The 20,892-nt window shown below is 45.1% G+C and carries 24 protein-coding genes and 1 pseudogene; 7 read left to right on the top strand and 18 right to left on the bottom strand.

The genetic code is table 11. The annotated features are described in order from the left end of the window. Positions 1–8: 8 nt before the first annotated feature. From E2K74_RS14970 to E2K74_RS08045, 3 genes are read left to right on the top strand one after another with little or no spacing between them, the layout of a single operon-like run. The gene (locus E2K74_RS14970; RefSeq protein WP_162536300.1) at positions 9–785 is read left to right on the top strand and encodes a TonB-dependent receptor; all 777 of its coding nucleotides are present in this window, start codon (positions 9–11) and stop codon (positions 783–785) included. A 25-nt stretch (positions 786–810) separates the two neighbouring features. Further along, a complete protein-coding gene (locus E2K74_RS08050) occupies positions 811–1,434 on the top strand; it encodes a MotA/TolQ/ExbB proton channel family protein (protein ID WP_151203337.1) in 624 nt (207 codons plus the stop codon). Then, the gene (locus E2K74_RS08045) at positions 1,434–1,838 is read left to right on the top strand and encodes an ExbD/TolR family protein (protein WP_151203338.1); all 405 of its coding nucleotides are present in this window, start codon (positions 1,434–1,436) and stop codon (positions 1,836–1,838) included. Before E2K74_RS08050 ends, E2K74_RS08045 begins: the two co-directional genes overlap by 1 nt. A gap of 59 nt (positions 1,839–1,897) precedes the next feature. Here E2K74_RS08045 and msrA read toward each other — a convergent pair whose 3' ends face one another. From msrA to thyA, 5 genes are all read right to left on the bottom strand, one after another. Continuing rightward, complete coding sequence (gene msrA, locus E2K74_RS08040) at positions 1,898–2,422, bottom strand: peptide-methionine (S)-S-oxide reductase MsrA (protein WP_151207024.1); 525 nt, start codon at positions 2,420–2,422, stop codon at positions 1,898–1,900. A 102-nt stretch (positions 2,423–2,524) separates the two neighbouring features. After that, positions 2,525–2,986: an META domain-containing protein gene (locus tag E2K74_RS08035; protein ID WP_151207022.1), complete on the bottom strand. Its 462-nt coding sequence runs from the start codon at positions 2,984–2,986 to the stop codon at positions 2,525–2,527. A gap of 99 nt (positions 2,987–3,085) precedes the next feature. Beyond that, positions 3,086–4,132 (bottom strand): DUF4105 domain-containing protein, encoded by a 1,047-nt coding sequence (locus E2K74_RS08030; protein ID WP_151207020.1) that lies wholly within the window; start codon positions 4,130–4,132, stop codon positions 3,086–3,088. Positions 4,133–4,158: 26 nt separating this feature from the next. Next, positions 4,159–4,671 (bottom strand): dihydrofolate reductase, encoded by a 513-nt coding sequence (locus E2K74_RS08025; RefSeq protein WP_151207018.1) that lies wholly within the window; start codon positions 4,669–4,671, stop codon positions 4,159–4,161. Positions 4,672–4,781: 110 nt separating this feature from the next. Continuing rightward, entirely contained in the window at positions 4,782–5,624 is an 843-nt protein-coding gene (thyA, locus tag E2K74_RS08020; RefSeq protein WP_151207015.1) for a thymidylate synthase, read from the bottom strand. Positions 5,625–6,440: 816 nt separating this feature from the next. Here thyA and E2K74_RS08015 point away from each other — a divergent pair. Next, the gene (locus E2K74_RS08015; protein ID WP_151207013.1) at positions 6,441–6,953 is read left to right on the top strand and encodes a CHAP domain-containing protein; all 513 of its coding nucleotides are present in this window, start codon (positions 6,441–6,443) and stop codon (positions 6,951–6,953) included. An 18-nt stretch (positions 6,954–6,971) separates the two neighbouring features. On the opposite strand, the gene E2K74_RS08010 is transcribed toward E2K74_RS08015, so the two are convergent. From E2K74_RS08010 to lgt, 3 genes are all read right to left on the bottom strand, one after another. Beyond that, the gene (locus E2K74_RS08010; protein ID WP_151207011.1) at positions 6,972–7,358 is read right to left on the bottom strand and encodes a hypothetical protein; all 387 of its coding nucleotides are present in this window, start codon (positions 7,356–7,358) and stop codon (positions 6,972–6,974) included. Further along, positions 7,351–7,743: a hypothetical protein gene (locus E2K74_RS08005; RefSeq protein WP_151203377.1), complete on the bottom strand. Its 393-nt coding sequence runs from the start codon at positions 7,741–7,743 to the stop codon at positions 7,351–7,353. Before E2K74_RS08005 ends, E2K74_RS08010 begins: the two co-directional genes overlap by 8 nt. 91 nt (positions 7,744–7,834) lie before the next feature. Continuing rightward, positions 7,835–8,644 (bottom strand): prolipoprotein diacylglyceryl transferase, encoded by an 810-nt coding sequence (gene lgt, locus E2K74_RS08000; RefSeq protein ID WP_151203346.1) that lies wholly within the window; start codon positions 8,642–8,644, stop codon positions 7,835–7,837. 93 nt (positions 8,645–8,737) lie between these two features. Between lgt and E2K74_RS07995 the strand changes: the two genes are divergently transcribed. Next, positions 8,738–9,517, top strand: a complete 780-nt coding sequence (locus E2K74_RS07995; protein ID WP_151207009.1) for an NRDE family protein — start codon at positions 8,738–8,740, stop codon at positions 9,515–9,517. A gap of 39 nt (positions 9,518–9,556) precedes the next feature. On the opposite strand, the gene E2K74_RS07990 is transcribed toward E2K74_RS07995, so the two are convergent. From E2K74_RS07990 to tatA, 4 genes and pseudogenes are all read right to left on the bottom strand, one after another. Beyond that, positions 9,557–11,794: a PhoX family protein gene (locus E2K74_RS07990; protein ID WP_151207007.1), complete on the bottom strand. Its 2,238-nt coding sequence runs from the start codon at positions 11,792–11,794 to the stop codon at positions 9,557–9,559. A 172-nt stretch (positions 11,795–11,966) separates the two neighbouring features. Then, positions 11,967–12,749 (bottom strand): twin-arginine translocase subunit TatC, encoded by a 783-nt coding sequence (gene tatC, locus E2K74_RS07985; protein ID WP_151203349.1) that lies wholly within the window; start codon positions 12,747–12,749, stop codon positions 11,967–11,969. A gap of 184 nt (positions 12,750–12,933) precedes the next feature. Beyond that, a pseudogene (gene tatB, locus E2K74_RS15130) lies at positions 12,934–13,186 on the bottom strand (Sec-independent protein translocase protein TatB); the annotation flags it as partial. A gap of 9 nt (positions 13,187–13,195) precedes the next feature. After that, a complete protein-coding gene (tatA, locus tag E2K74_RS07975) occupies positions 13,196–13,414 on the bottom strand; it encodes a Sec-independent protein translocase subunit TatA (protein ID WP_151203351.1) in 219 nt (72 codons plus the stop codon). A gap of 147 nt (positions 13,415–13,561) precedes the next feature. Here tatA and E2K74_RS07970 point away from each other — a divergent pair, with 147 nt between their 5' ends. Then, a complete protein-coding gene (locus E2K74_RS07970; protein WP_151207005.1) occupies positions 13,562–14,443 on the top strand; it encodes a permease in 882 nt (293 codons plus the stop codon). A gap of 99 nt (positions 14,444–14,542) precedes the next feature. Here the strand turns inward: E2K74_RS07970 and rdgB are convergent, their stop codons facing one another. Both rdgB and E2K74_RS07960 read right to left on the bottom strand, forming a co-directional pair. Continuing rightward, positions 14,543–15,169, bottom strand: coding sequence for an RdgB/HAM1 family non-canonical purine NTP pyrophosphatase (gene rdgB / locus E2K74_RS07965; RefSeq protein ID WP_151207004.1), 627 nt, complete (start codon positions 15,167–15,169; stop codon positions 14,543–14,545). An 81-nt stretch (positions 15,170–15,250) separates the two neighbouring features. Continuing rightward, positions 15,251–16,129 (bottom strand): LysR family transcriptional regulator, encoded by an 879-nt coding sequence (locus E2K74_RS07960; RefSeq protein WP_151207003.1) that lies wholly within the window; start codon positions 16,127–16,129, stop codon positions 15,251–15,253. An 84-nt stretch (positions 16,130–16,213) separates the two neighbouring features. On the opposite strand from E2K74_RS07960, the gene E2K74_RS14530 reads away from it, so the two are divergent. Then, entirely contained in the window at positions 16,214–16,390 is a 177-nt protein-coding gene (locus tag E2K74_RS14530; RefSeq protein ID WP_153228201.1) for a hypothetical protein, read from the top strand. 47 nt (positions 16,391–16,437) lie between these two features. Here E2K74_RS14530 and E2K74_RS07955 read toward each other — a convergent pair whose 3' ends face one another. The 4 genes from E2K74_RS07955 to leuA all read right to left on the bottom strand — a co-directional run bounded on the left by E2K74_RS07955 (position 16,438) and on the right by leuA (position 20,588). Beyond that, positions 16,438–17,028: a tetratricopeptide repeat protein gene (locus E2K74_RS07955; protein ID WP_151203355.1), complete on the bottom strand. Its 591-nt coding sequence runs from the start codon at positions 17,026–17,028 to the stop codon at positions 16,438–16,440. Next, the gene (metW, locus tag E2K74_RS07950) at positions 17,025–17,618 is read right to left on the bottom strand and encodes a methionine biosynthesis protein MetW (RefSeq protein WP_151203356.1); all 594 of its coding nucleotides are present in this window, start codon (positions 17,616–17,618) and stop codon (positions 17,025–17,027) included. The genes E2K74_RS07955 and metW overlap by 4 nt, the downstream gene beginning before the upstream one ends. Next, positions 17,618–18,778: a homoserine O-succinyltransferase MetX gene (gene metX, locus E2K74_RS07945; RefSeq protein ID WP_151207002.1), complete on the bottom strand. Its 1,161-nt coding sequence runs from the start codon at positions 18,776–18,778 to the stop codon at positions 17,618–17,620. Before metX ends, metW begins: the two co-directional genes overlap by 1 nt. Before the next feature lie 112 nt (positions 18,779–18,890). Beyond that, positions 18,891–20,588: a 2-isopropylmalate synthase gene (leuA, locus tag E2K74_RS07940; protein WP_151203358.1), complete on the bottom strand. Its 1,698-nt coding sequence runs from the start codon at positions 20,586–20,588 to the stop codon at positions 18,891–18,893. Positions 20,589–20,892 lie beyond the last annotated feature (304 nt).

Here is a 20,892-nt window from a genome sequence, read left to right as displayed (position 1 = left end):
AAGATTTAATGAGTCAATTTGCAGCTCCCATGACCCCTCCGCCGCCCAATCAGATGAAAAAGAAAGTCGTTTCTATTCTGGCGGCTGTACTGGTAGGGCATGCGGGTCTGCTGTGGGCAGTCAGCCAGATGAAAACGCCTGAGCTGAAGCCCGTGGACAAAGAGCCGATGAAAGTACGTTTCATCAAACTTCAGGAAGCACCAAAACCTTTACCACCGAAGCCGAAAGCAGAGCCGAAGCCAGAACCGCCAAAGCCGAAAGAAGTTAAAATTGTAGAAAAACCGCTACCGCCACCACCTAAAAAAGTCGAAAAAATTGAACAGGTGAAAAAGGCGGAAGCCCCTAAAGTCAAAGCAGCGCCTGTGGTCGAGGACCACCCGGATCCTAAACCGGCGGTTCAGATGGTGGTGACTGAAACTAAAGTGATCCCGACTCCGCCTCCAGCACCAGTTACACCGCCTGCTCCTGTCACACCACCAGCGCCGACTGCACCGCCATCACCAAAAAGTGTTTCGATTGGTGGAGGAGTATCCTGGTTACGTTCACCTAAAGTGTCATTATCACCAGGCGAATTAAAAGCATCCTGCTCTATGGTGATTGATATAGCGGCTAATGAGCAAGGAAAAGTAGTGTCTGCAAATGCACGAAATTCAGATTGTAGTCCAACGATAAAGCGTAAGGTCGAAGCGGCAGTACGTCGGGCGCAATTGACCAAATATGTTGAAAATGGAGTGGCTTATCCAACACGTGTGGAACAGCCATTTGATTTTAAGATGACCAAATAACGGCTAACCCATTAGGAGTTCGGATATGAACTTTTCAGTTTATTGGCAACATGCTGATGCAGTCAGTAAAACACTGTATTTCGTGTTATTGGCAATGTCGATTGCGACATGGACCATCTTTGTACTGCGTCTGATGGGCACTCGCCAGCTGAAACAGATCGCTTATAACAGGCTGGCTCAGGCTGTGGATCAACTGAAAAGCAAATGTGTTCCTTTGACTTTCGAGCAGCGTAAAGCAGTGGCTGAGCAGGCTTTGCTGCGTCAGATCGCGGTAGAAAAGGCCAATGCTGAAAAAGGTGTATCCGTACTGGGAACGATTGCTTCCATTTCGCCATTTGTAGGTTTATTTGGTACGGTATGGGGAATTTTCCATGCACTGGTGGCAGTCGGTAAAAGCGGTCAGGCCGGTCTTGCTCAGGTGGCAACTCCAGTCGGTGAAGCATTAATTATGACCGGTCTGGGGCTGGCCGTCGCGATTCCTGCGGTACTGGCCTATAATATTGCAGTACGTTTTAATCGCGGCTTGGCACACGAGCTTCAGGATCATGCACATAGCCTGTTGATTGATACCATGTTGCAACAGGATTCTGCGGCAAAAAAAGTTGAGACAAAAATGAGCCAGGAAAGTCTGGTTGGAGGTCAAGTTTAATGGCTTTTCAATTGGGTGAGGATAACGATACAGGCATGAATGAGATGAATCTCATTCCCCTGATCGATATTATGCTGGTATTGATGATCATTTTCTTGGTGACAGCGACCGTGGCGAACCCATCAATTCCATTAACTTTACCGCAGACCACGGCTGAAATTGTCGATCTTCCGCCTGAAAATATTACGATCAGTATTAATGCAGAGGGTGAAGTGGCCTGGAATGGAAATATTCTGACCTTGGCGCAGCTTGAAACCCGCTTTAACGAAGCCAGCCAGACTGAACGTCAGCCGACCATCGTGCTAAAAGCAGATAAAGAATCACGTTATGATACGGTAGCTCAGGTGATGTCGCGTGCGAGTGGAGCCGGACTCAGCGATATTGCTTTTGCAACCGAAAATTAATGATGAGAGATAAAAAAGCGGCTGATTTCAGTCGCTTTTTTTAGGGATATTTTCAGAGATTAAGGATTTTTTAATAACGCCATAAAGTGACTACGCAATTTGTTCAGTTTTGGTGGAATAGAAAAATTGCAGTAACCCTGATTCGGATTGCGGGCAAAAAAATTCTGGTGATAGTCTTCTGCTGGGTAGAAGGTTGGAGCTGGGCTTAACTCAGTGACGATATTAATCCCTTCATCTTTCAAGGCCTGAATTGTAGTATCTGCTGCGGCTTTCTGTTCATCATTAAAATAATAAATCACGGAGCGATACTGGGTGCCGACATCATTTCCCTGACGGTTTAGGGTGGTCGGGTCATGGGTGGCAAAGAATACGTCCAGCAACTGGCGATAACTTACTTGCTGTTCATCAAAGTCGATCAGAATCACTTCTGCATGCTGCGTATCGCCGCGGCAGATCTGCTCATAGGTTGGATCAGGCTGATGACCACCTGCATAGCCGCTCACCACCTGCTGAACACCCTGAATCTGTAAAAATACCGCTTCAGTACACCAAAAACATCCACCGCCAAAAAGTGCTTGTTGCATGATGAAATCCTCATGGAATGGGGTCGGGTGATTATTGAATCTTGTGCCAACAGTATGAAAGATCAAAAAGCCTGTAGACACAGGCTTTTTGTAGTCGGTTGTTTAACGAGGCTGTGCGGCAGTTTCCAGCTGGATCAGTAAATTGCCATGACGGTCTAATAATTTCAGGGTTTTGCCAAACACCTGATAATGGGTCACTTTGCTAAGAGCTTCATTAAATTTCTGGTCCAGATTGTCATTATTCGTGCAGGCCATGCGCGTTCCTGCCATCTGGCCCAAGCTCAGCGTGTCTTTGCTGGCAGTATAGCTGCCCATAATACGGTTACAGCCGTCTGCACCTGAAACACGTTGCGTAGCAGCATCGAATTGCAGACTTGGGATATTATGTGCAGTTGGTGCAGTCTTGATTTCGGTATTACCAATCTGGGTCACAATCCAGGTCCGGTTTTGTAAAAGCTGTAAATTCTGGGTAGTTTGTGCTGCTGAATTGCCTGGAAGAGTTTCACAGCCCATGATGCTTAAGGTCGATGCCATAATTATTGCTGCGGTTAGTTGTTTTAACATGAAAAATACCTCACTTTTTGAATAGCTAACTGTATATAAACAAAAAAAGAATTTATCTGCCAGTCAATTTTGTATCCTGAAGATTGACTGAATCGGGTATTAATAAAGCTTTGAAGCCGGCAAGCCGAGGCGAATCTGATCTGAATATTCTTTGCTCGATATCTGTTTTGGCTGTTGAATACGCGGATTAATATGGGCCTGTTGATACCAGGTCTGCATATCCCAAGCTTGATCTAGCGCTTTTAGATCATAAAGATAATTGGGCAAGTAGCCCGAGACCAGAAGACGATAATCTGAAGGCAGGGCCTGCTGGGAAACAGCCTGCACCATATCAAAAACCAGCGTCGTGCAGTTACTGGTCAGGGTATTATACCATTTAGGTTCTTCAGCTAGCGCATCGGCCTGACGCAGATATTCTTTGAACAGGGCCTTGGCCTGTGCTTTGGGCATATTGACCGGAAAGAAATAGACCTGTTCGTTCCGGATATGGCTGCGTGTATAGACAATATCTTTTTCATCCGAAGCCACCAGACTCAGCTCGTATTTTCGGAAAAAGCCGCCAATCGCAGAAAACTCTTCATGTTTTTCTTTACGGATTTCAATTGAAAAAGTCAGCGGTTTTTGGTTGGCAAAATCAAAGCTGACCAGCGTGTGAGCGATTTCAGGACCCATCCAGTAGGAGGTGATGATATTCACTCCAGTAATCTGGTTCAGGTCGAAGCTGCGGCTTTCCCAGCGTTCGACATATTTTCCGTTCGGCTGCCAGTCGAAATTTCGGATATTGTGTAAAGTGACTTGATCACCTTGCTGTTCAGAGGATAACAGCCGTGAAACTTCTGGGTTCCAGTCACGATCCTGACGCGCTTCAATACTGAAATATGCAAACAGGCTGATCAGGAACACCAGCAGGTACAAGATTGTATCGACCTGGCGTGAAATCAGATGCCGGGTGAAATAAATGCCGAGTACGACGAGGGAAAATACCACCCAGCAGCCGATCAGGAGCATAGTGCCTATTTTGCCCAAAGGCTGCTGTATCCAGAGCATCAGGCTTAACCAGAGGCTGGAAAGCATCACGAATAGAGTAAACAGGCCACCCAGTAGCCACAGACTCCAGTGCTTTGCCGAGGGCGTGCGTCCTTGCATTATCTGACCTTTTACTTGAATAGGCTTTATTTTTGATAGGTGGCAAATTCAAAAGCAATCCCGCTTTTGTCATCTATGTGTTGTGCAGATGCTACTTTTTTGAAGTCTGCTGGAATTTCCGGATAGTAGGCATCACCTTGTACATCCAGTTCGATATGGGTCAGTTCCAGGCGGTCGGTCATCTGCATGGTCTGTTTGAAAATTTCACCGCCCCCAATAATGAAAACCGTATCTGGCTTTGCCGAGGCTTTGACATCGGCAACCGCCTGACGCAGTGCCTCTTCAATACTATGCGCGACTTTGGTGCCCGCAAAAGACCATTCGGGATCACGGGTAATCACCCAGTTCACCCGTTTAGGCAGGGCGCGCCCCATAGATTCAAGGGTTTTACGGCCCATGACAACTACGCCGCCTTGAGTAATTTCTTTAAAATGCTTGAGATCAGCTGAAATATGCCATGGCAGATCATTGTCCTTGCCAATACAGCGCTGCTGATCCATAGCTACCACGTGTACCACTTCTAAATCTTGAAATGCCATAACAGCCCCTAAAGGTGGAATCCCGATGTCTCCCTCTGCCCAAAGCATCTGCAAATGACACATGCTGTTTGGTCAGAAGAAATAATCAAGAGGGATGATTCAATAATAAATTAAACGGCAACCGGCGCTTTAATCGCTGGATGAGATTCATAACCGACAATTTCAATATCTTCAAATTTAAACTGGAAAATATCTTTAACTTCAGGATTCAGCTTTAACTGACATAAGCCTAAAGGCTCGCGGCTTAATTGCAGTTGAGCCTGTTCAAAATGGTTGGTATAGAGATGGGTATCACCGCCAGTCCAGACAAAATCGCCAACGCCCAGATCACACACCTGCGCAATCATATGGGTCAGCAGGGCATAGCTGGCAATATTAAATGGCACACCTAAAAACACATCGGCACTGCGCTGGTAGAGCTGACAAGACAGCTTGCCATTGTGGACAAAAAACTGGAACAGGGTATGACATGGCGGTAAAGCCACCTGATTGGCTTCCTTCGGATTCCAGCCCGAAACGATCAGACGGCGTGAATTCGGATTGGTTTTGATTTCATTAATCAGCCATTTGATCTGGTCAAAACCATCCTGGTGATAGCTGCCATCCTGGTTTTGGCTGGCACCGAAATTACGCCATTGATGCCCATAAACCGGACCCAATTCGCCTGCAGGGCGGCCAAAACGCGCAGTCTGTTCAGCAGTTGCCCATTCATCCCAGATGGTGACTTTATGATCCTGGAGATATTTAACGTTGGTATCACCTTTCAGGAACCAGAGCAGTTCAATGACGATGGAACGGAAATGAACTTTTTTGGTGGTCAGCAGAGGGAAACCTTGGGACAGATCAAAACGCATCTGATGACCAAATACCGAGCGTGTGCCTGTACCGGTACGGTCGCCTTTATCGCCACCCTGGTCGAGAATGTGTTGTAAAAGGTTAAGATATGGGCGCATAGTTCTCTCTGTTTAAAGCTATTGAAAATTGCCATGTTAAAAATAAAAAAAAGATCAGCTCGAGGTTAATTTACTGTCAGAATGGCAATTTAAATTGCACTCATCATAGCATTTTTTAACGGGCTTTCATCGTTCCACTCACAATAAAAAATGCCGCTTGAGTGTCAGCTTAAAGCAAAATAATGGCCGCAGATGAATGGTTCAAAGGTGTGCTATGGATCAGGCTTAGCCACCGATCAGGCCAGGAGTGTGCCGAGTTTAAGTTTTAGTTTCGACCACTTTTATTTAGCGTGCTAATCATGTACCAGTGATTCAGGTTTTTATGGGGGCTTTATTGCCTGAGTTGTAAACATGCAGTTCCAGTGCTGAACCAGTAAACTTTTGTGCTTATTGAATTGTATATTTCATGCAATTTTTTAAAGGTGAGCCGATTTTCATCAGTATGTTGTACTTTCAGTTTAATTGCCCTAAAGGCAATATAGATAGAGCGAATCTGGGAGTAATATACTCTGGTTTTTCAATGCTAAAAGCAGAAAATGCGAGATGTATAGATCAGTGCATGATTAAAAAGTTGAGTAAAGAAGAAAATTTAAAAGTAGGGGCTAATGTTTAAAAGAGCTAAATAAAATTTCACTATTTTCATGAAAAGTGCAGAAAAAAGAATCTCAAAAGAAAGAATGCTTTAGTTATACTTTAACAACAATAGAAAAATTTAATTACATTTTATTCGTGAAGAATAACATTTAACCGTCTAGTATTCTCCGTTTGTTAAGAAATGAAAGCCAACATCTACGGCGAGGAGGAGTAGGTAAAAACATGGTTTATGATCAGCCCGTGAATGTGAGTGCAGTACATGCTCCTGTTCAAGCGAATATCATGTTGCGTTCTCAAGCAAGACAAAACCCGAAAAAAACCTCATCCGCTTCTGCAACTAAGGCAGTCGGTTCGAGTAACGGTCACCGTATCAATATTGAAAAATTCACCAGTTATTTACAGGGAATTACACGCCGGACCAGTACCCAAAAGTGTGCACGTAGTATCCGTGTGGGATTGCAATCTTCCGGGGCAAAAATTGTCAATCATCCGGTGGCCGCAGCGGACTGGGGAAGTACCTTGAAACAACTGGGATATAAGAAAATTAATCAGTCTTTTGACCGTCCTAAAAAAGGCGATATTTATATTATTGACCGTACCGCCAAGCATCGTTATGGGCATATTGCTGCTTATTCAGGAAGTGCCTGGGTATCGGATTTTAAGCAAAACAGTCATGCAATCTATCGCACCAAGAACCTGACTTATAGTTATTATCGTCTGGCTTCAGACCTTTAACTTAATACTATCAGAGTTTTAATCGTTACAGCGTCTGGCCCGCTTGACATAGATGGATGCCAGAAAAAGTCCAATTGCTGCAAAGCCCAGACATTGTAAGGCCAGCGCAAATTTTTCCCAGTCCTGTGCATGTTGCGGCAGATAACCCCATAGGGTGACCATCGCGACAATCGGGATGACCCGGCTGAGCGCAGCAAAGCCATTGGCATAAGGATGGCCGGTAGGAATCTTGAAACGCAGCTGGCGCAGTCCATAGCTCATTAGGCCAATTCCCACACTGAAGCTGATCGATATCGGGCCGAGCTGAGCCACGGTAGAAGCGCTATATATCAGAAGACAGACAATGATGACCACCACCAGTTTCATCTGACGGGTATAGTGTTTGGAGTACCAGTGCTCAAGCATGAGGTGGCTCTGGGTCTTGCCGGTTCTGGTTCAAGAGTGACAGGGGTGAAAACAGACAGATGCTCAAAGTCATAAAGCCAATCCCCTGAGCACCCGGAAGTAAAATCTCACCCTGCTGCATGTGCATAAAAACTAGACTGATCACTAAAGCCAAAGGAATCCAGGTCAAGACGCGATAGAGCAGGCCAGTCGGCTTTTTAGAGGCAAAGTGTATTTTGCAGTAACGGCAAATCAAAAAAATAATGCCTGTGCCGACAAACATTAAAATGGCATCCAGTGGCAGCGGTTGCATCCAGTACAGTAGCGCCGTCATGGCAGCAATGACTATAAAAAACAGCAGTTTTTGCAGAAAAGATAGCTGCGGATTAAACCAGAACTCAAGCATACGAATGGAGGAATGGAAAGACAAAAACTACTTTAGCATATTTTTTTCAATAAAAAAGCGAGGCCGCTGCCTCGCAATGTTGTGGGTCTAATTAACAGTTTTTCTGAGGACCCCAGTCATAAATTTTCTTCTGGTAGGCATACCACATCATCCAGAGGCCAATCAGAATCATTGGCAGGCTCAGGAATTGTCCCTTGCTCATCCAGCCAATAAACAGCTGGCCATTGTCCGGTTCACGGAAAAACTCGACGATGAAGCGCGCCAGGCCATAACCGATCAGGAACAGTGCTGATACTGCCATGCGTGGGCGTGGCTTAGCGCTGAACCACCACAACACAACAAAGAGAATCAGGCCTTCACACAGCGCTTGGTAGAGCTGTGAAGGATGACGTACCAGCTGCAAGGGGTCTGTCGGGAAAATCATACCCCAGGCAAAGTTTGGATCTGTAACTTGGCGGCCATACAGTTCACTGCCTATAAAGTTACCAATCCGGCCGAACATCAGACCTGTCGGTACGCAAGGTGCGATAAAATCCAGGGTCTGGAACCAGGTCATGTTATACTTCTTGCACCACCAAAGCATGGCTAAAATCACACCGAGGAAGCCGCCATGGAAACTCATGCCACCGGTCCAGATCTGGAACAGCCAGAGAGGGTTTTCCAGAAACTGGGAAAAGCCATAGAAAAATACATAACCGACCCGGCCCCCAATAATGACCCCCAGAGCCCCAAAGAAAATCAGGTCAGACACCATATCCGAGGTCCAGCCACGCTGTTTGGCACGGTAGGTTGCCAGTCCCCAGGCAAATAAAAAGGCCAGTAGATACATCAGTCCATACCAGTGGACTTGCAAGGGCCCGAGCGAAATTGCCACGGGATCAATATTTGGATAGGTCAGCATTCCTGTTCCTTGTGATTCTGTTTTGAACAGATTTTAGCTGAAAGATAAGAAAAATGTTGTACATTCAATGTGTAAAGATCGAGAGCAGCAATTATGTGTATAGTGGCCTTAGCCTGGCAGGTACTGGAAGATACCCCGGTCTGCCTGATTTCAAATCGTGATGAATTCTATCAGCGTCCAACGCATGCTTTATATGAATGGGAACATAGTCCGATTATTGCCGGGCAGGACTTACAGTCTGGTGGGACCTGGATGGGCATTACCGCTTCAGGAAGATGGGCGGTGATTACCAATTTTCGTGATGGACGGGACCAGAATCATTATCCCACCTCACGCGGGCATATTATTCAGAAATTTCTGGAATCAGAGCTGCCGCCAATCCGTTTTGCCCGGGAACTGGAAAAGCATCAATGTGATTATGCCGGTTTTAACCTGTTTATGGGCGATCAGCATCAAGCGGTGTATATGAGCAATCGGGGTGAAGCACCACAAGTGCTGGCGCATGGGGTGTATGTCGTCTCAAATGGACTGATAACAGAAGACTGGCAAAAAAACCGCCATTTGCGTAAGCGCTTTACTCAGGAATTTCTGCCGATGTTGCAACAGGACCGTATTCCGGAAGCAGAGCTGTATCATGCAGCTTGGGATATTTTGGAAGATGAGCGCCAGGTGATTCAAGATCTGTTACCTCAAACCGGAATCAGCCTTGAAATGGAACAGCTGCTGTCTTCGACTTTTATTCAAAGCCCGACTTACGGCACCCGTTGTTCGAACTTCCTCAGAGTGAAAAGGGGGCAGTGGCAATGGCTGGAAAAATCCCAGCAGGGTGACATGGCAGGACAAGTGGTAGAGAAAATCATCACACTGCAATAAAAAATGCCGACATTTGTCGGCATTTTTGAGAGCTCTGGATTAAGCCTGAGCTGTTTCCAGTGCTTCCCCTGCGATTGCACCACCATCTTTACGGGTAATCACCACAGTGGCAGAGCGAGGTACTTTACCTAAGCGGCTATAACGCTCACTTTGGTTAGCAGGCCATGCGCCGCCCGGGTGCTGCACGTTAACAAAGATTGCTTTGTAGTCCGGGGTAATGGTAACACCGGTAATTTCACAACCTGACGGGCCAACAAGGAAACGACGTACGCGATCATTGCTTAACTGCGCACCGACAAAAGTTTCTTGTCCTTCCTCTTTGGTGGTTGCAGCAAAGGCTTTATGGCCATCGCCCACGGAACCAGGAAGTGCAGCAAGCATCATACAGTTGGTTTCGTCGGTATATTGGCCATCATCAGTTTGAATCCATAAGATACCGCGTGGATCGAACCACATGCCATCCGGGCTAGAAAAGTCATTGAGATTATCCAGACCAGACAGGTTGATGTTTGAAGCGGCACGTGCTTCAGCGCCAAACAGGAAGATGTCCCAAGTAAATGTAGTGGCAGTGACAGTGTCATCAGTTTCACGGAAACGGATGATATGACCATTCATATTGCCTGAATTGCTGGCACTTGAACCTTTGAAATCGACATAACTACGCGGGTTTGCAGCATCAGTTGGGTAGGCACGACCACGGTTACTGTTGTTGGTCAGGGTAACATAGACTTCGCCATTTTCAGGGTTTACCGCAACCCATTCCGGACGGTCCATTTTGGTTGCACCCACATGGTCGGCGGCCAGACGAGCATGGACCACAATATCTGCTGCATCTTTGAAAGAATAAGTAGTATTGGCCTGATCTAAACCATTTTTACCATAACTTAGCTCAACCCACTGGCCTGTACCATCTTCTTTAAATTGTGCAACGTACAGGGTTCCTTTATCCATATACTTGTCACCTGCGGCATAGCCACCATTGACATCTTTAGGATCCCAAACGGCTTCAGAGACAAACTTATAGATATATTCGCCCGTAGCATCATCACCCATATAGAATGCAAGTGGCTGGCCCACAATCGGATTACTAGAGCGGCAATCTTCATGAGCAAAACGGCCGAGTGCAGTACGCTTAACCGGGCGAGTGTTTGCACTGAAAGGGTCAATTTCAACAATAAAGCCACAGGTATTTATAGCATTACGGTAGTCACTTAAAGCATTGCCATTCGGATCAGCCGTAATGTTCCAGCGGTCATACAGATCACGATCGCCTGTGAGTTCCGCATCTGTCTTATCCCAAAGGTATTGACTTTCTGCAGACTTGCCACGGCCATAACGTGCTAAAGCAACTTGTTCATTATCTGGGCGTACATCACCCTCATCACGAGAGAAGTAACCACTCCAGTTTTCTTCGGCAGTCAAATAAGTGCCCCAAGGTGTATACCCATTACCACAGTTAGCAAAAGTACCACGGGTTAATGTCCCCGTTGGTGAAAAGCGGGTTTTGACCAGGTCTGAGCCACGTGCCGGTCCACGCAGTTCCATTTCTGTTGCAGCGGTAATACGGCGGTTAAATGGAGAGTTCAAATTAATTTTTACGTTTTGCGTGTTTGGATCTTTCTGAATTTCAATGACTGAAACACCGTGAGCATTTACTTCACGAATAATCTGGTCTTCAGGACGTTTACCATCTTCTGTTGTAATCGTACCTACTGGTGTATGTAACTGAGATTGTTGTAGATACTCATGATTTAAAACCAGTAAACCTTGCTTTGATTCTTTTAATGAGTAATTTTTCTTGGTTGGGTCCATGCCAAAGAATGACATCCCGTCGTGGTTATCACCTGCGCGGAATTGGTAAGATGGACCTGAAGGTAATTCAGAATCTGTTTTTTCAGGATAGCTGCTATTGATCGGATCGCCAACAGCATACAGAACATTAAGCTCGTAGCCTTCAGGCACACTAAAAAAGTTCTGGGTATTTTTTTTAACCGCTTCAAAAGACAGCTTGTTTGGACGTTGCGCCAGGTCGCTCCATACATGCTTATCATTTTCTTTATCTGGGTTAGGCGGAGTCGGTCCAGAAGAGGTATCGTTGTCATCCGAGCAACCGCTTACAGACGCTGCAAATGCCAAAGCCATGGCGCCGCTGCCTGTTTTGGCAATAAAGCTGCGACGGTTGATATATTGATTCAGAATCGTTTGGAAATGGGTATTATTTGAGGTATTGCTATCTTCGGTAAGGTCCTGACAAGGTATCATTTCTTTATTTTGCATTTGAAAGTCCTGTTAAAATCAAGTGTTCAGTTGTGTTGAAGTTGTTCCATACCATAAGCCTGCTATATGACAGTACGCTTAAGGAAATATTGCAATAAAGTGAAATAAGTTATTGGAATTAAAAATAAAAAGAGACGGTTGTAGCCGCCTCTTTTTATTCTCGATTGATTCTTTAGGTCTCGATATCTTTTAAACGTCTTTTCTCAATCAGCTTCCCGGTCAACAGCCCAGTCTCAAATAACAGCCACATAGGAATGGCCAGCATAATCATCGACAAGGCATCGGGTGGCGTCACGAACATGGCCACAAAAAAGCATCCGACAATAATGAATTTGCGTTTTTCAACTAACTGTTCGGTACTCACCACTCCAATTAAAATTAACACCAGGGTAATAATCGGGATTTCAAAAGTCAGGCCAAAAACCAAAAACAGTTTTAAACAGAAATTGAGGTAACTGTTAATATCCGTCATGGGAGCGACAGTTTCAGGGGCTACACTGATAAAAAAGTGCAGAATTGAAGGTAAAGCCACAAAATAAGCAAAACTGATTCCGAGATAAAACAGAATAATACTGCCCAAAAGTAGCGGCAGTGCCAGACTTTTTTCTTTTGCATACAGAGCAGGCTTAATAAAAGACCACAGCTGATACAGAATAAAAGGCATAGTGATCATCAATGCCAGAAAAAAGTTAAGCTTAAAGGGCGCCATAAATGTCGCTGTCACATCTGTTGCAATCATGGTCGATGTGGCAGGAAGCTGTGCACGTAGAGGCTCAGACAAAAGCTGATAGGTAGAATTGGCAAATGGCAATAAACAGAAAAACAGGCCGATCAGGACCGCCACAATTTTAAACAGGTATTTGCGCAGAATGACCAAATGCTGGGTAATGGGCATCTCTTCAAGCAGCGGCTGTTCAGGAATGGCTTCGGAATGGGCAGTAGGCAAGGAACTCATACGGCTACCTTCATATCCAGATATTGTTGGGGGTGGTCTACAGTAGTTTTAGGTTGACTGCGAGAGGGCAAGTACACCGCAGGAATAGTGGTTTTTAAAGGTTCATAACTTAAAGATTTATAGCTGAGAGTTGATTGATCTCGCGTCATGCTGTGCTGCACCTGATCAGTTTCAAGCGGTTTTTGCAAATTCTGCATTTGTGCCTGCATTTTTGCTTCAAGCTCCTGAATACGCTTCATCTCTGTCTGCATTTGTTCACGCAGTTCCGATAAACGCAATTCACGATCCAGGTCATTTTGAATATTGCTGACGGTACGTTTAACTTTGCCATACCATTTGCCGACAAAACGTACAGCTTCAGGTAGCTTGTCCGGCCCCAGCACCAAAAGTGCAATGATCCCGAAGATAAACAGCTCGGTCATTCCAATATTGAGCATGGCAGTCTCTTAGCTTTTGACTGAACTTTCAGGTGTTTTTACTTGTGCATCAATCGTGCGTGGCTGTTGCAGCTGCGCTTGTTCAGCTTCTTCATCTTTCACTGACTTTTTAAAATCTTTGATTGCACCACCTACATCTTTGCCCAGGTTTTTTAACTTTGATGTACCGAACAATAAAATCACCACAATTGCAAAAATCAGTACATGCCAAATTGATAATCCAGCCATCATTTTATCCTCTTTATATTATGGCTCTATCTCAACAGGCTTTTATGACACAGAGGTGACGGTTATATTTCTTTTTGAAGACAAGAGAAGAAGCAAGACTGAATATGATAGGATTTTTTACATTGATACAAATGAGTCCTGTCGGGTATGGCGCTGCTTCTGCCTCTGATCTCTTTTTTAACCGGATATTGGGGCGTTCAATATTTAAAATCCCTTCGCCCCTTCATGGCAGCAATGCTGGCCCGGGTGCTGATTCCACTCGTTATCATTTATAACATGGTGTTTTATCAGCAAGGCAGCCTGTGGCTGCTTGGCTTTAGCGTATTCAGTTCCATTTTGCTGTTCAGCCTGTTTTATGCTTTAAGTAAAGATAAACTCCGTGCCCTGTGTTTTAGCTATTTAAATGGGGTATGGCTGGGTTTTCCTTTTGCTCTGGCCGTTTTTGGACCTGATGCCAGTAGTACGATTGTGGCGCTGTATATTGGGGGGTCACTGTTTGGCAATGTTGCGGCTATTCTGGCCGTCAGCTCCACAGGGCAGACTCCCCAATTTATTCTTAAAAATGTCCTGATCTCTCCACCTGTTATTGCTTTGAGTATTGCCGCAGTCCTGTCGTTTTGGGACTTGAGGGCTTATGAAATGCATCCGGTCGTGCAATGGGGGTATCAGGCCAATAAAGTACTGGTGACTTTTAGCGGAATGTGCATTTTAGGCATGTGGCTGAGTAAAGTGCGGATTCATTTACGAGATCTGCAACGTAGCCTGCTGCTTATCAGTGGCCGCTTTATACTTGCGCTGGGACTGACAGCAGCCGCTTATTTCACTTTGCAGATTCCACCTCAACTCCTTATTTATGCCGTCATGCTGATGTATTTTTTATTACCGCCTGCGGCCAATATTGTGGCGCTAGAAACGCATTATCAGGGTACAGGCCATTCAGCCAAATATATTGCGTCAGGAACAATTGCCAGTGCCATACTCATCGCGCTTTATGGCATGATCTTGCATATCTGGGTCCCGGGTTTATAAATATTCGATCAATACCGGGACATGGTTTGAATAACAAAGGGCTTGTTTATCGCTTTCTAACGCCCTCCTCAAAGGGAAGAAGGGCTTTGTTGTGCTCGCTTATTTCTCTAGACTCGCTTTAAACAGCTGCATGGCCTGACCACGATGACTGATTTTATTTTTCTCCTCTTTACTCATTTCTGCGCCGGACAACTGCAATTCAGGTAGCCAGAACAGGGGATCATAACCAAAACCATTTTCGCCACGAGGAGCTTCCAGAATTTCACCTTTCCAGATGCCTTGAAAAATTTGTGGTAGTGGATCTTCGGCATGCTGGACCAGTGCCAATACACAAACAAACATACCGTCAATGACTTCATTTTCTTTACGCAGCGGCTTGAGTTTGCTTAACAGCTTTTCATTATTAGCTGCATCATTGCCATGTTCGCCTGCATAACGTGCCGAGTAAATTCCCGGTGCACCGCCTAATACAGGCACACAAATACCGGAATCATCGGCAATCGCAGGTTTGCCTGAAATCTTTGCTGCATGACGGGCTTTAATAATGGCATTTTCTACAAAGCTTAACCCATCTTCGACCGCATCTTCGATATTCAGCTGACCTTGCGGAACGACGTCGACAGGCAGTTGTAACTCTGCAAACAGTTTTTCAAATTCAGCAATTTTACCTTTGTTATTACTTGCAAGTACCAAGGTTCCCTGAGATAACCAAGCCTGAGCTGACATATATTCGCCACTTATGAGTTGAAAATACGGAACAGGTGATTTTAACCGAATTCAATCTAAAGTCGGTAATTTTACCTAAGTTTATACCACCTCATCTTTTGATGCGGTGAGCTGCTTCACCAGATGCTTTAAATTGCTGCTCCAGCAAGCCGGTTGATCTGCAATCAGGTAGGTGTTCATGGTGGCAAAAGGCTCATGAATTTCCAAAACGTCTACTGCATTTCTAAAATGTGACTGCTCAACATAGGAGCGCGGTAAAATTGCCATTCCCATATTCATGCTGACACAGCTCATAATACCGTCCAGGCTACCCATTTCGATAATATGACAAACGGCGAGCTGTCGACTCTGTAAAAATAAATCGATGACACGACGGTAACTGCATCCTTGGCGGAATGCGAGAAATTTCTGTTGTTGGAGCGTTGCGGCAGTCAAGGGCTGCATGGTATTTTTTGAAGTTACCACCACCAGCTGTTCTGTAAACAGATGCAGATTATAAAAACCATGCACTGGCTCAGGACTGGCAATAAAGGCACAGTCCAGCTGAGCATCCTGTACGGCTTCAATCAGTGTGCGGCTGGGGGCGGTCTGCAAGCTGAAGGATAGGGCAGGGAAGCTTGCAGAAAATCTGTTTAAGATCTGCGGCAGATGGACAGCAGCAGTAGTTTCCATACTGCCAATCTGGATCGGATGCGAAGGATAGGGCTTTTCCTCAATAAAAATACTTTTCACTTCATCATGCAGGGACAGGATTTTTCTGGCATAAGTGAGCAGCTGTTCGCCAGCTCTGGTCGTTCTGACTGGTGTTTTACGGGTCAGCAGTTCAGTGTTTAGCTCGGACTCAAGTTTTTTAATGTGGCTGGTGATATTGGATTGAACCGTAAACAGTTTGTTGGCAGCCAGAGAAAAACTTCCCAGCTCAACAACCGTCAGAAAAATTTCCAGGGATTTTAACTGCATACTTTTATCTCAAAATATCTCAAAAACAGATAATAGCTATCTCTAAGAATCATTTTACATGATGATGGTTTTTCATTCTAATGCATGAATGATTTAAGTTTATGCAGTGTTAAAATTATGGCAGCTTTTTTTAAACAAGGTTTGCTTTATCTGACGATAGGGCTGACAGTGCTGTTTTTTCAACAGCTGGATGCTCAGTTTCAGCAAAAAACTGGCTACAAAAATCTCTTTGAGGACGTGCCTGAGCATTTTGGGCAATAGTTCAGGCTATAAAAAAGCACCCGAAGGTGCTCTTTTGCAAATCCAGCTTATTGTGCCTGAATCCATTTGTCTGCACGGTCACGTGCCTGACGGATTTGATCTTGAGTCAGGTTGGCAGCCAGAGCCGTTTTCTTGCCTTCAGAAAGACTGATAACCTTATTGTCCAGCATGCCGTCACGGGTAGAAAGCTCATACCACTGATAGGCGCCCATATAATTTTTCTTTTTCTCTTCCATCATGGCAAGGTTAAAGCTGGCACGGTTATCGCCACGGCTAGCTGCCTTTTCAAAATACTGGCGGGCAAGCGTTTCATCTTTTTTAGTACCGATGCCATCTGCTAGCATACGGCCTACATTTAGCTGGGCTACGGCTAAGCCTTGATCCGCAGCAGCTTTATACCAGCTAAAAGCCTGACGCTCATCTTTTTGAATGTCTTTGCCATACTGATATTTAGTCGCCAGATAGAACTGTGCTCCCGGTTGACCAGCTTTGGCAGCTTTAATCAGGCTATTAATGTCCATAACTGAATATTGGGCGGCTTGGCTTGCCACCGATGGGCTTGGCGCAACATAATCTGCATGGGCATTTAAGCTAAAAAGTCCCGCCAGTAGCGTCGTAGTGATTAATAATTTTTTCATAGAGCGCTCACTCGATAAATTGCGACTTCACCAAACAGATTAGGAAGGTGCTTGCTGAGCAAGCTGTCCTGTTGATTCCCATTTACAGCGAGTCGATTAATAATATTAATATTATTTTCCGCACAAAGAGCTTCAAAGTCACGGAAGGTGCATAGGTGAATGTTCGGTGTGTCATACCACATATAAGGTAAAGCCTCCGAAACCGGCATTTTCCCTTTTAAAGCCAGAAAAGAACGGGTTCTCCAGTGGGCAAAGTTCGGGAAAGTAATAATCGCCTGTTTACCTACGCGCACCATATCACGCAGTAATACGTCTGGTGCATCTACGGCCTGTAAGGCCTGTGCCATTACCACATAGTCAAAAGACTGATCGGCAAAACGGCTTAAACCGAGATTTAAGTCCTGCTGGATGATATTTAACCCGCGACTGATTGCAATTGCAATCTTTTCCTGATCAATTTCCAATCCATACGCCCGAATATTGTGTTTTTTGCTCATGTGCGCGAGCAATTCACCATCGCCACAGCCGAGATCCAGAACACGTGAGCCTGGCTTGATCCAGCGTTCAGCAAGTTGTTGGTCAATACGCATTACACAGCCTCCTGCGGGGTTGTTTTCAGGTGTTCTTCACCACCCAGGAATGCACGCAGGGATTTAACGTACAGCGGAATTGGAAATAAGAAGGAGTCATGGCCCTGTTCAGCATTAATATCTAAATAGCTGACCGGTTTATGATTGGTAATTAAAGCATCCACGATTTCTTGTGAACGCTCAGGCGCAAAACGCCAGTCCGTAGAGAAAGACACCACCAGAAATTGACACTGGGTATGTGCCATCGCCTTGACCAGAGACTGTTCATATTCACGTGAAGGATCAAAGTAATCCAGCGCTTTGGTCATAATCAGATAAGTATTGGCATCGAAGTTGCGGCTGAACTGTTCACCTTGATAACGCAAATAACTTTCTACCTGGAACTCGACATCAAAACCATACATAAATTTGCCTGATTTTAAATCACGGCCAAACTTCTGTTTCATGGCTTCTTCGGACAGATAGGTGATATGACCCACCATCCGTGCCAGAATCAACCCGCGTTTTGGATAGCTGTCATGTTCCAGATAACGGCCATTGTGAAAATCCGGATCAGATAGAATCGACTGGCGCGCTACTTCATTAAACGCAATATTTTGTGCCGAAAGCTTTGGAGCACTGGCAATAATGACACATTTCTTTAAACGGTCTGGATAATCCACAGACCATTGCAGGGCCTGCATGCCACCGAGCGATCCTCCAATGATCGCATACCAGACCTTAATACCAAGACGGTCAGACAGGATGGCTTGAGTCTTGACCCAGTCCCGTACCGTTACCAGTGGAAAGTCTGGACCGTACGGGCGATTGTCATTTTCTGGATTAGGAGAGATAGGACCGGTCGAACCACTACAGCCGCCAATATTGTTGAGCGCCACCACAAAAAACTTGTTGGTATCGATGGCTTTGCCTGGACCAATACAGGCATCCCACCATCCGGGTTTCCTGTCATCTTCATGATGATAGCCCGCTGCATGATGATGGCCTGACAAGGCATGACAAATCAGAATGGCATTGGACTTATCGGCATTGAGTTCGCCGTAAGTTTCAACCATCAGTTCAAAACGTGGGAGGATGCGACCGCATTCAAGCTCTAACGGCTCTTCAAATTGGAACTTTTGTGGGACTACAATGCCCACTGAGTCTGCTGGAAAAGACACGGGAATGATTCGCCTTAAAACTTTAATATGAATAATAAAAGGATACCATTTGCAGGTATCCTTCAAAAGTCATTTTAATGCTATGAATGATAGTTAATTCTTATACTGTAGCTTAGACCGCTGCAGCAATCACCTGATCAGTGCTTAATACTCCCTGTTCAATCAGGCGGTTGGTACAGGCAATAATGGCTTCAATTGAAGAGGTCACAATGTTGTCGTGGACTCCCGCACCGAATGCAGACTTGCCTGTACCTTTGACTTGAAGCTCAATCAAGGCCAAAGCTTTGGCATGGGCACCTGAACTGATGCTGCGCTCTTCATAGCTTACAACATCAATTGGCAGTTGCAGCGCATCTAAGATCGCAGAAATCGGACCATTGCCTTGGCCACGTACATGACGAGACTGACCTTCAATCTCTAGATCAAGTTCAATCACCTGACTGCCATTTTCATCAGACAAACGATAGTTCTTGGCTGAATAATGGGCATCTTTAGCAGCCACATAGGTTTCTTTAAACAGTTTCCAGATTTCAGTAGCAGAAATTTCTGTACCGTCTTCATCGGTTTTTTGCTGGACGATTTGCGAGAATTCAATTTGTAAACGACGCGGCAAGGTCACGTTGTAGTTAGATTCTAACAAATAGGCAATCCCGCCTTTACCTGATTGTGAGTTAACCCGGATCACTGCATCATAGTCACGGCCCAAGTCTTTCGGGTCGATTGGCAAATATGGCATATCCCAGATTTCTTCATTTTTCTGGAACTCAAAACCTTTTTTGATCGCATCCTGATGCGAACCGGAAAAGGCAGTAAAGACCAAATCACCAGCATAGGGATGGCGTGGGTGTACAGGCAAACCGGTACATTCTTCAACAGTGGCAATAATTTCGTTGATGTTGGAGAAATCCAAGTTCGGTGCAACACCTTGGGTATACATGTTCAAAGCAATCGCAGCCACATCGACGTTACCGGTACGTTCGCCATTTCCAAAGACACAGCCTTCCACACGATCAGCCCCGGCCATAATGGCCAATTCAGAAGCTGCAATACCGCAACCACGGTCATTGTGGCAGTGCACCGAAATGATCACGCCGTCACGACGCTGGATATTGCGATGCATCCATTCTACCTGGTCGGCATAGACGTTAGGACCTGAGACCTCAACTGTTGCCGGCAAGTTCAAGATCACTTTATTGGTCGGAGAAGCTTCCCAGATTTCAGTCACTGCATCACAAACATCTTTAGCCACTTCCAATTCAGTTGCTGTAAAACATTCAGGGCTGTACTGAAAAACAAACTCGGTTTCAGGCTGTTTGGCGGCGTATTCTTTAACTTTGCTTGCAGCATTAATGGCAAGCTGCTTGGCCCCAGCAACATCAACATTTAAGACTTTTTGACGGAAGGTCGGCGAGTTCGAGTTATAGATATGCACGATTGCACGTTTTGCACCTTGCAAAGATTCAAAAGTACGCTGAATCAAATGATCACGTGCCTGTACCAACACCTCAATGTAGACATCGTCCGGAATATGATTTTCTTCAATTAATTTGCGGGTAAAATCGAAATCAATTTGCGATGCAGATGGGAAGCCGATTTCAATATGTTTGAAACCGATTTTTACCAGCATCTGGAACATTTTGAACTTCTGCTCGATGTTCATTGGCTCAAAGATCGCCTGGTTACCATCACGCAGGTCGGTACTCATCCAGATTGGGGCCTTGGTGATTTCATTATTCGGCCATTGACGGTCTGGAAGATCGACACGTTGATACATGCGACGATATTTTTTACTTGGATCTGCCAACATCATGAAAGAGCTCCTTTGTAGTCTGGCGTACCGTGCTCTTGGATGAAGCGGTCGCGGGAACTACGGCATAGATTTTGTCTATAATCGTGCTCATGCAGAAGGTCAACGTCAGGAAAAAAGCCCAGAATATTTTTGGAATATCGTCATCTGGATTTGCGGGACTGCTGCATGATTACCCTATACTCCAGAGTTTAATCCAGTTAGGGCGAAAATTTTTTGCTTTTTTTATAGATTTTAGTTGTATCTTAATAAATATTTTCTTGTAAACCATTCAAGGTGAAAAAATATTTTATTATTGGCTTTTATT

The sequence above is a fragment of the Acinetobacter sp. RF15B genome (assembly GCF_007558235.1).
In the GTDB taxonomy this organism is placed as follows: domain Bacteria; phylum Pseudomonadota; class Gammaproteobacteria; order Pseudomonadales; family Moraxellaceae; genus Acinetobacter; species Acinetobacter lwoffii_C.
Note: the sequence above shows the minus strand (reverse complement) of the source record. Positions and strands in the feature narration are given on the sequence as shown.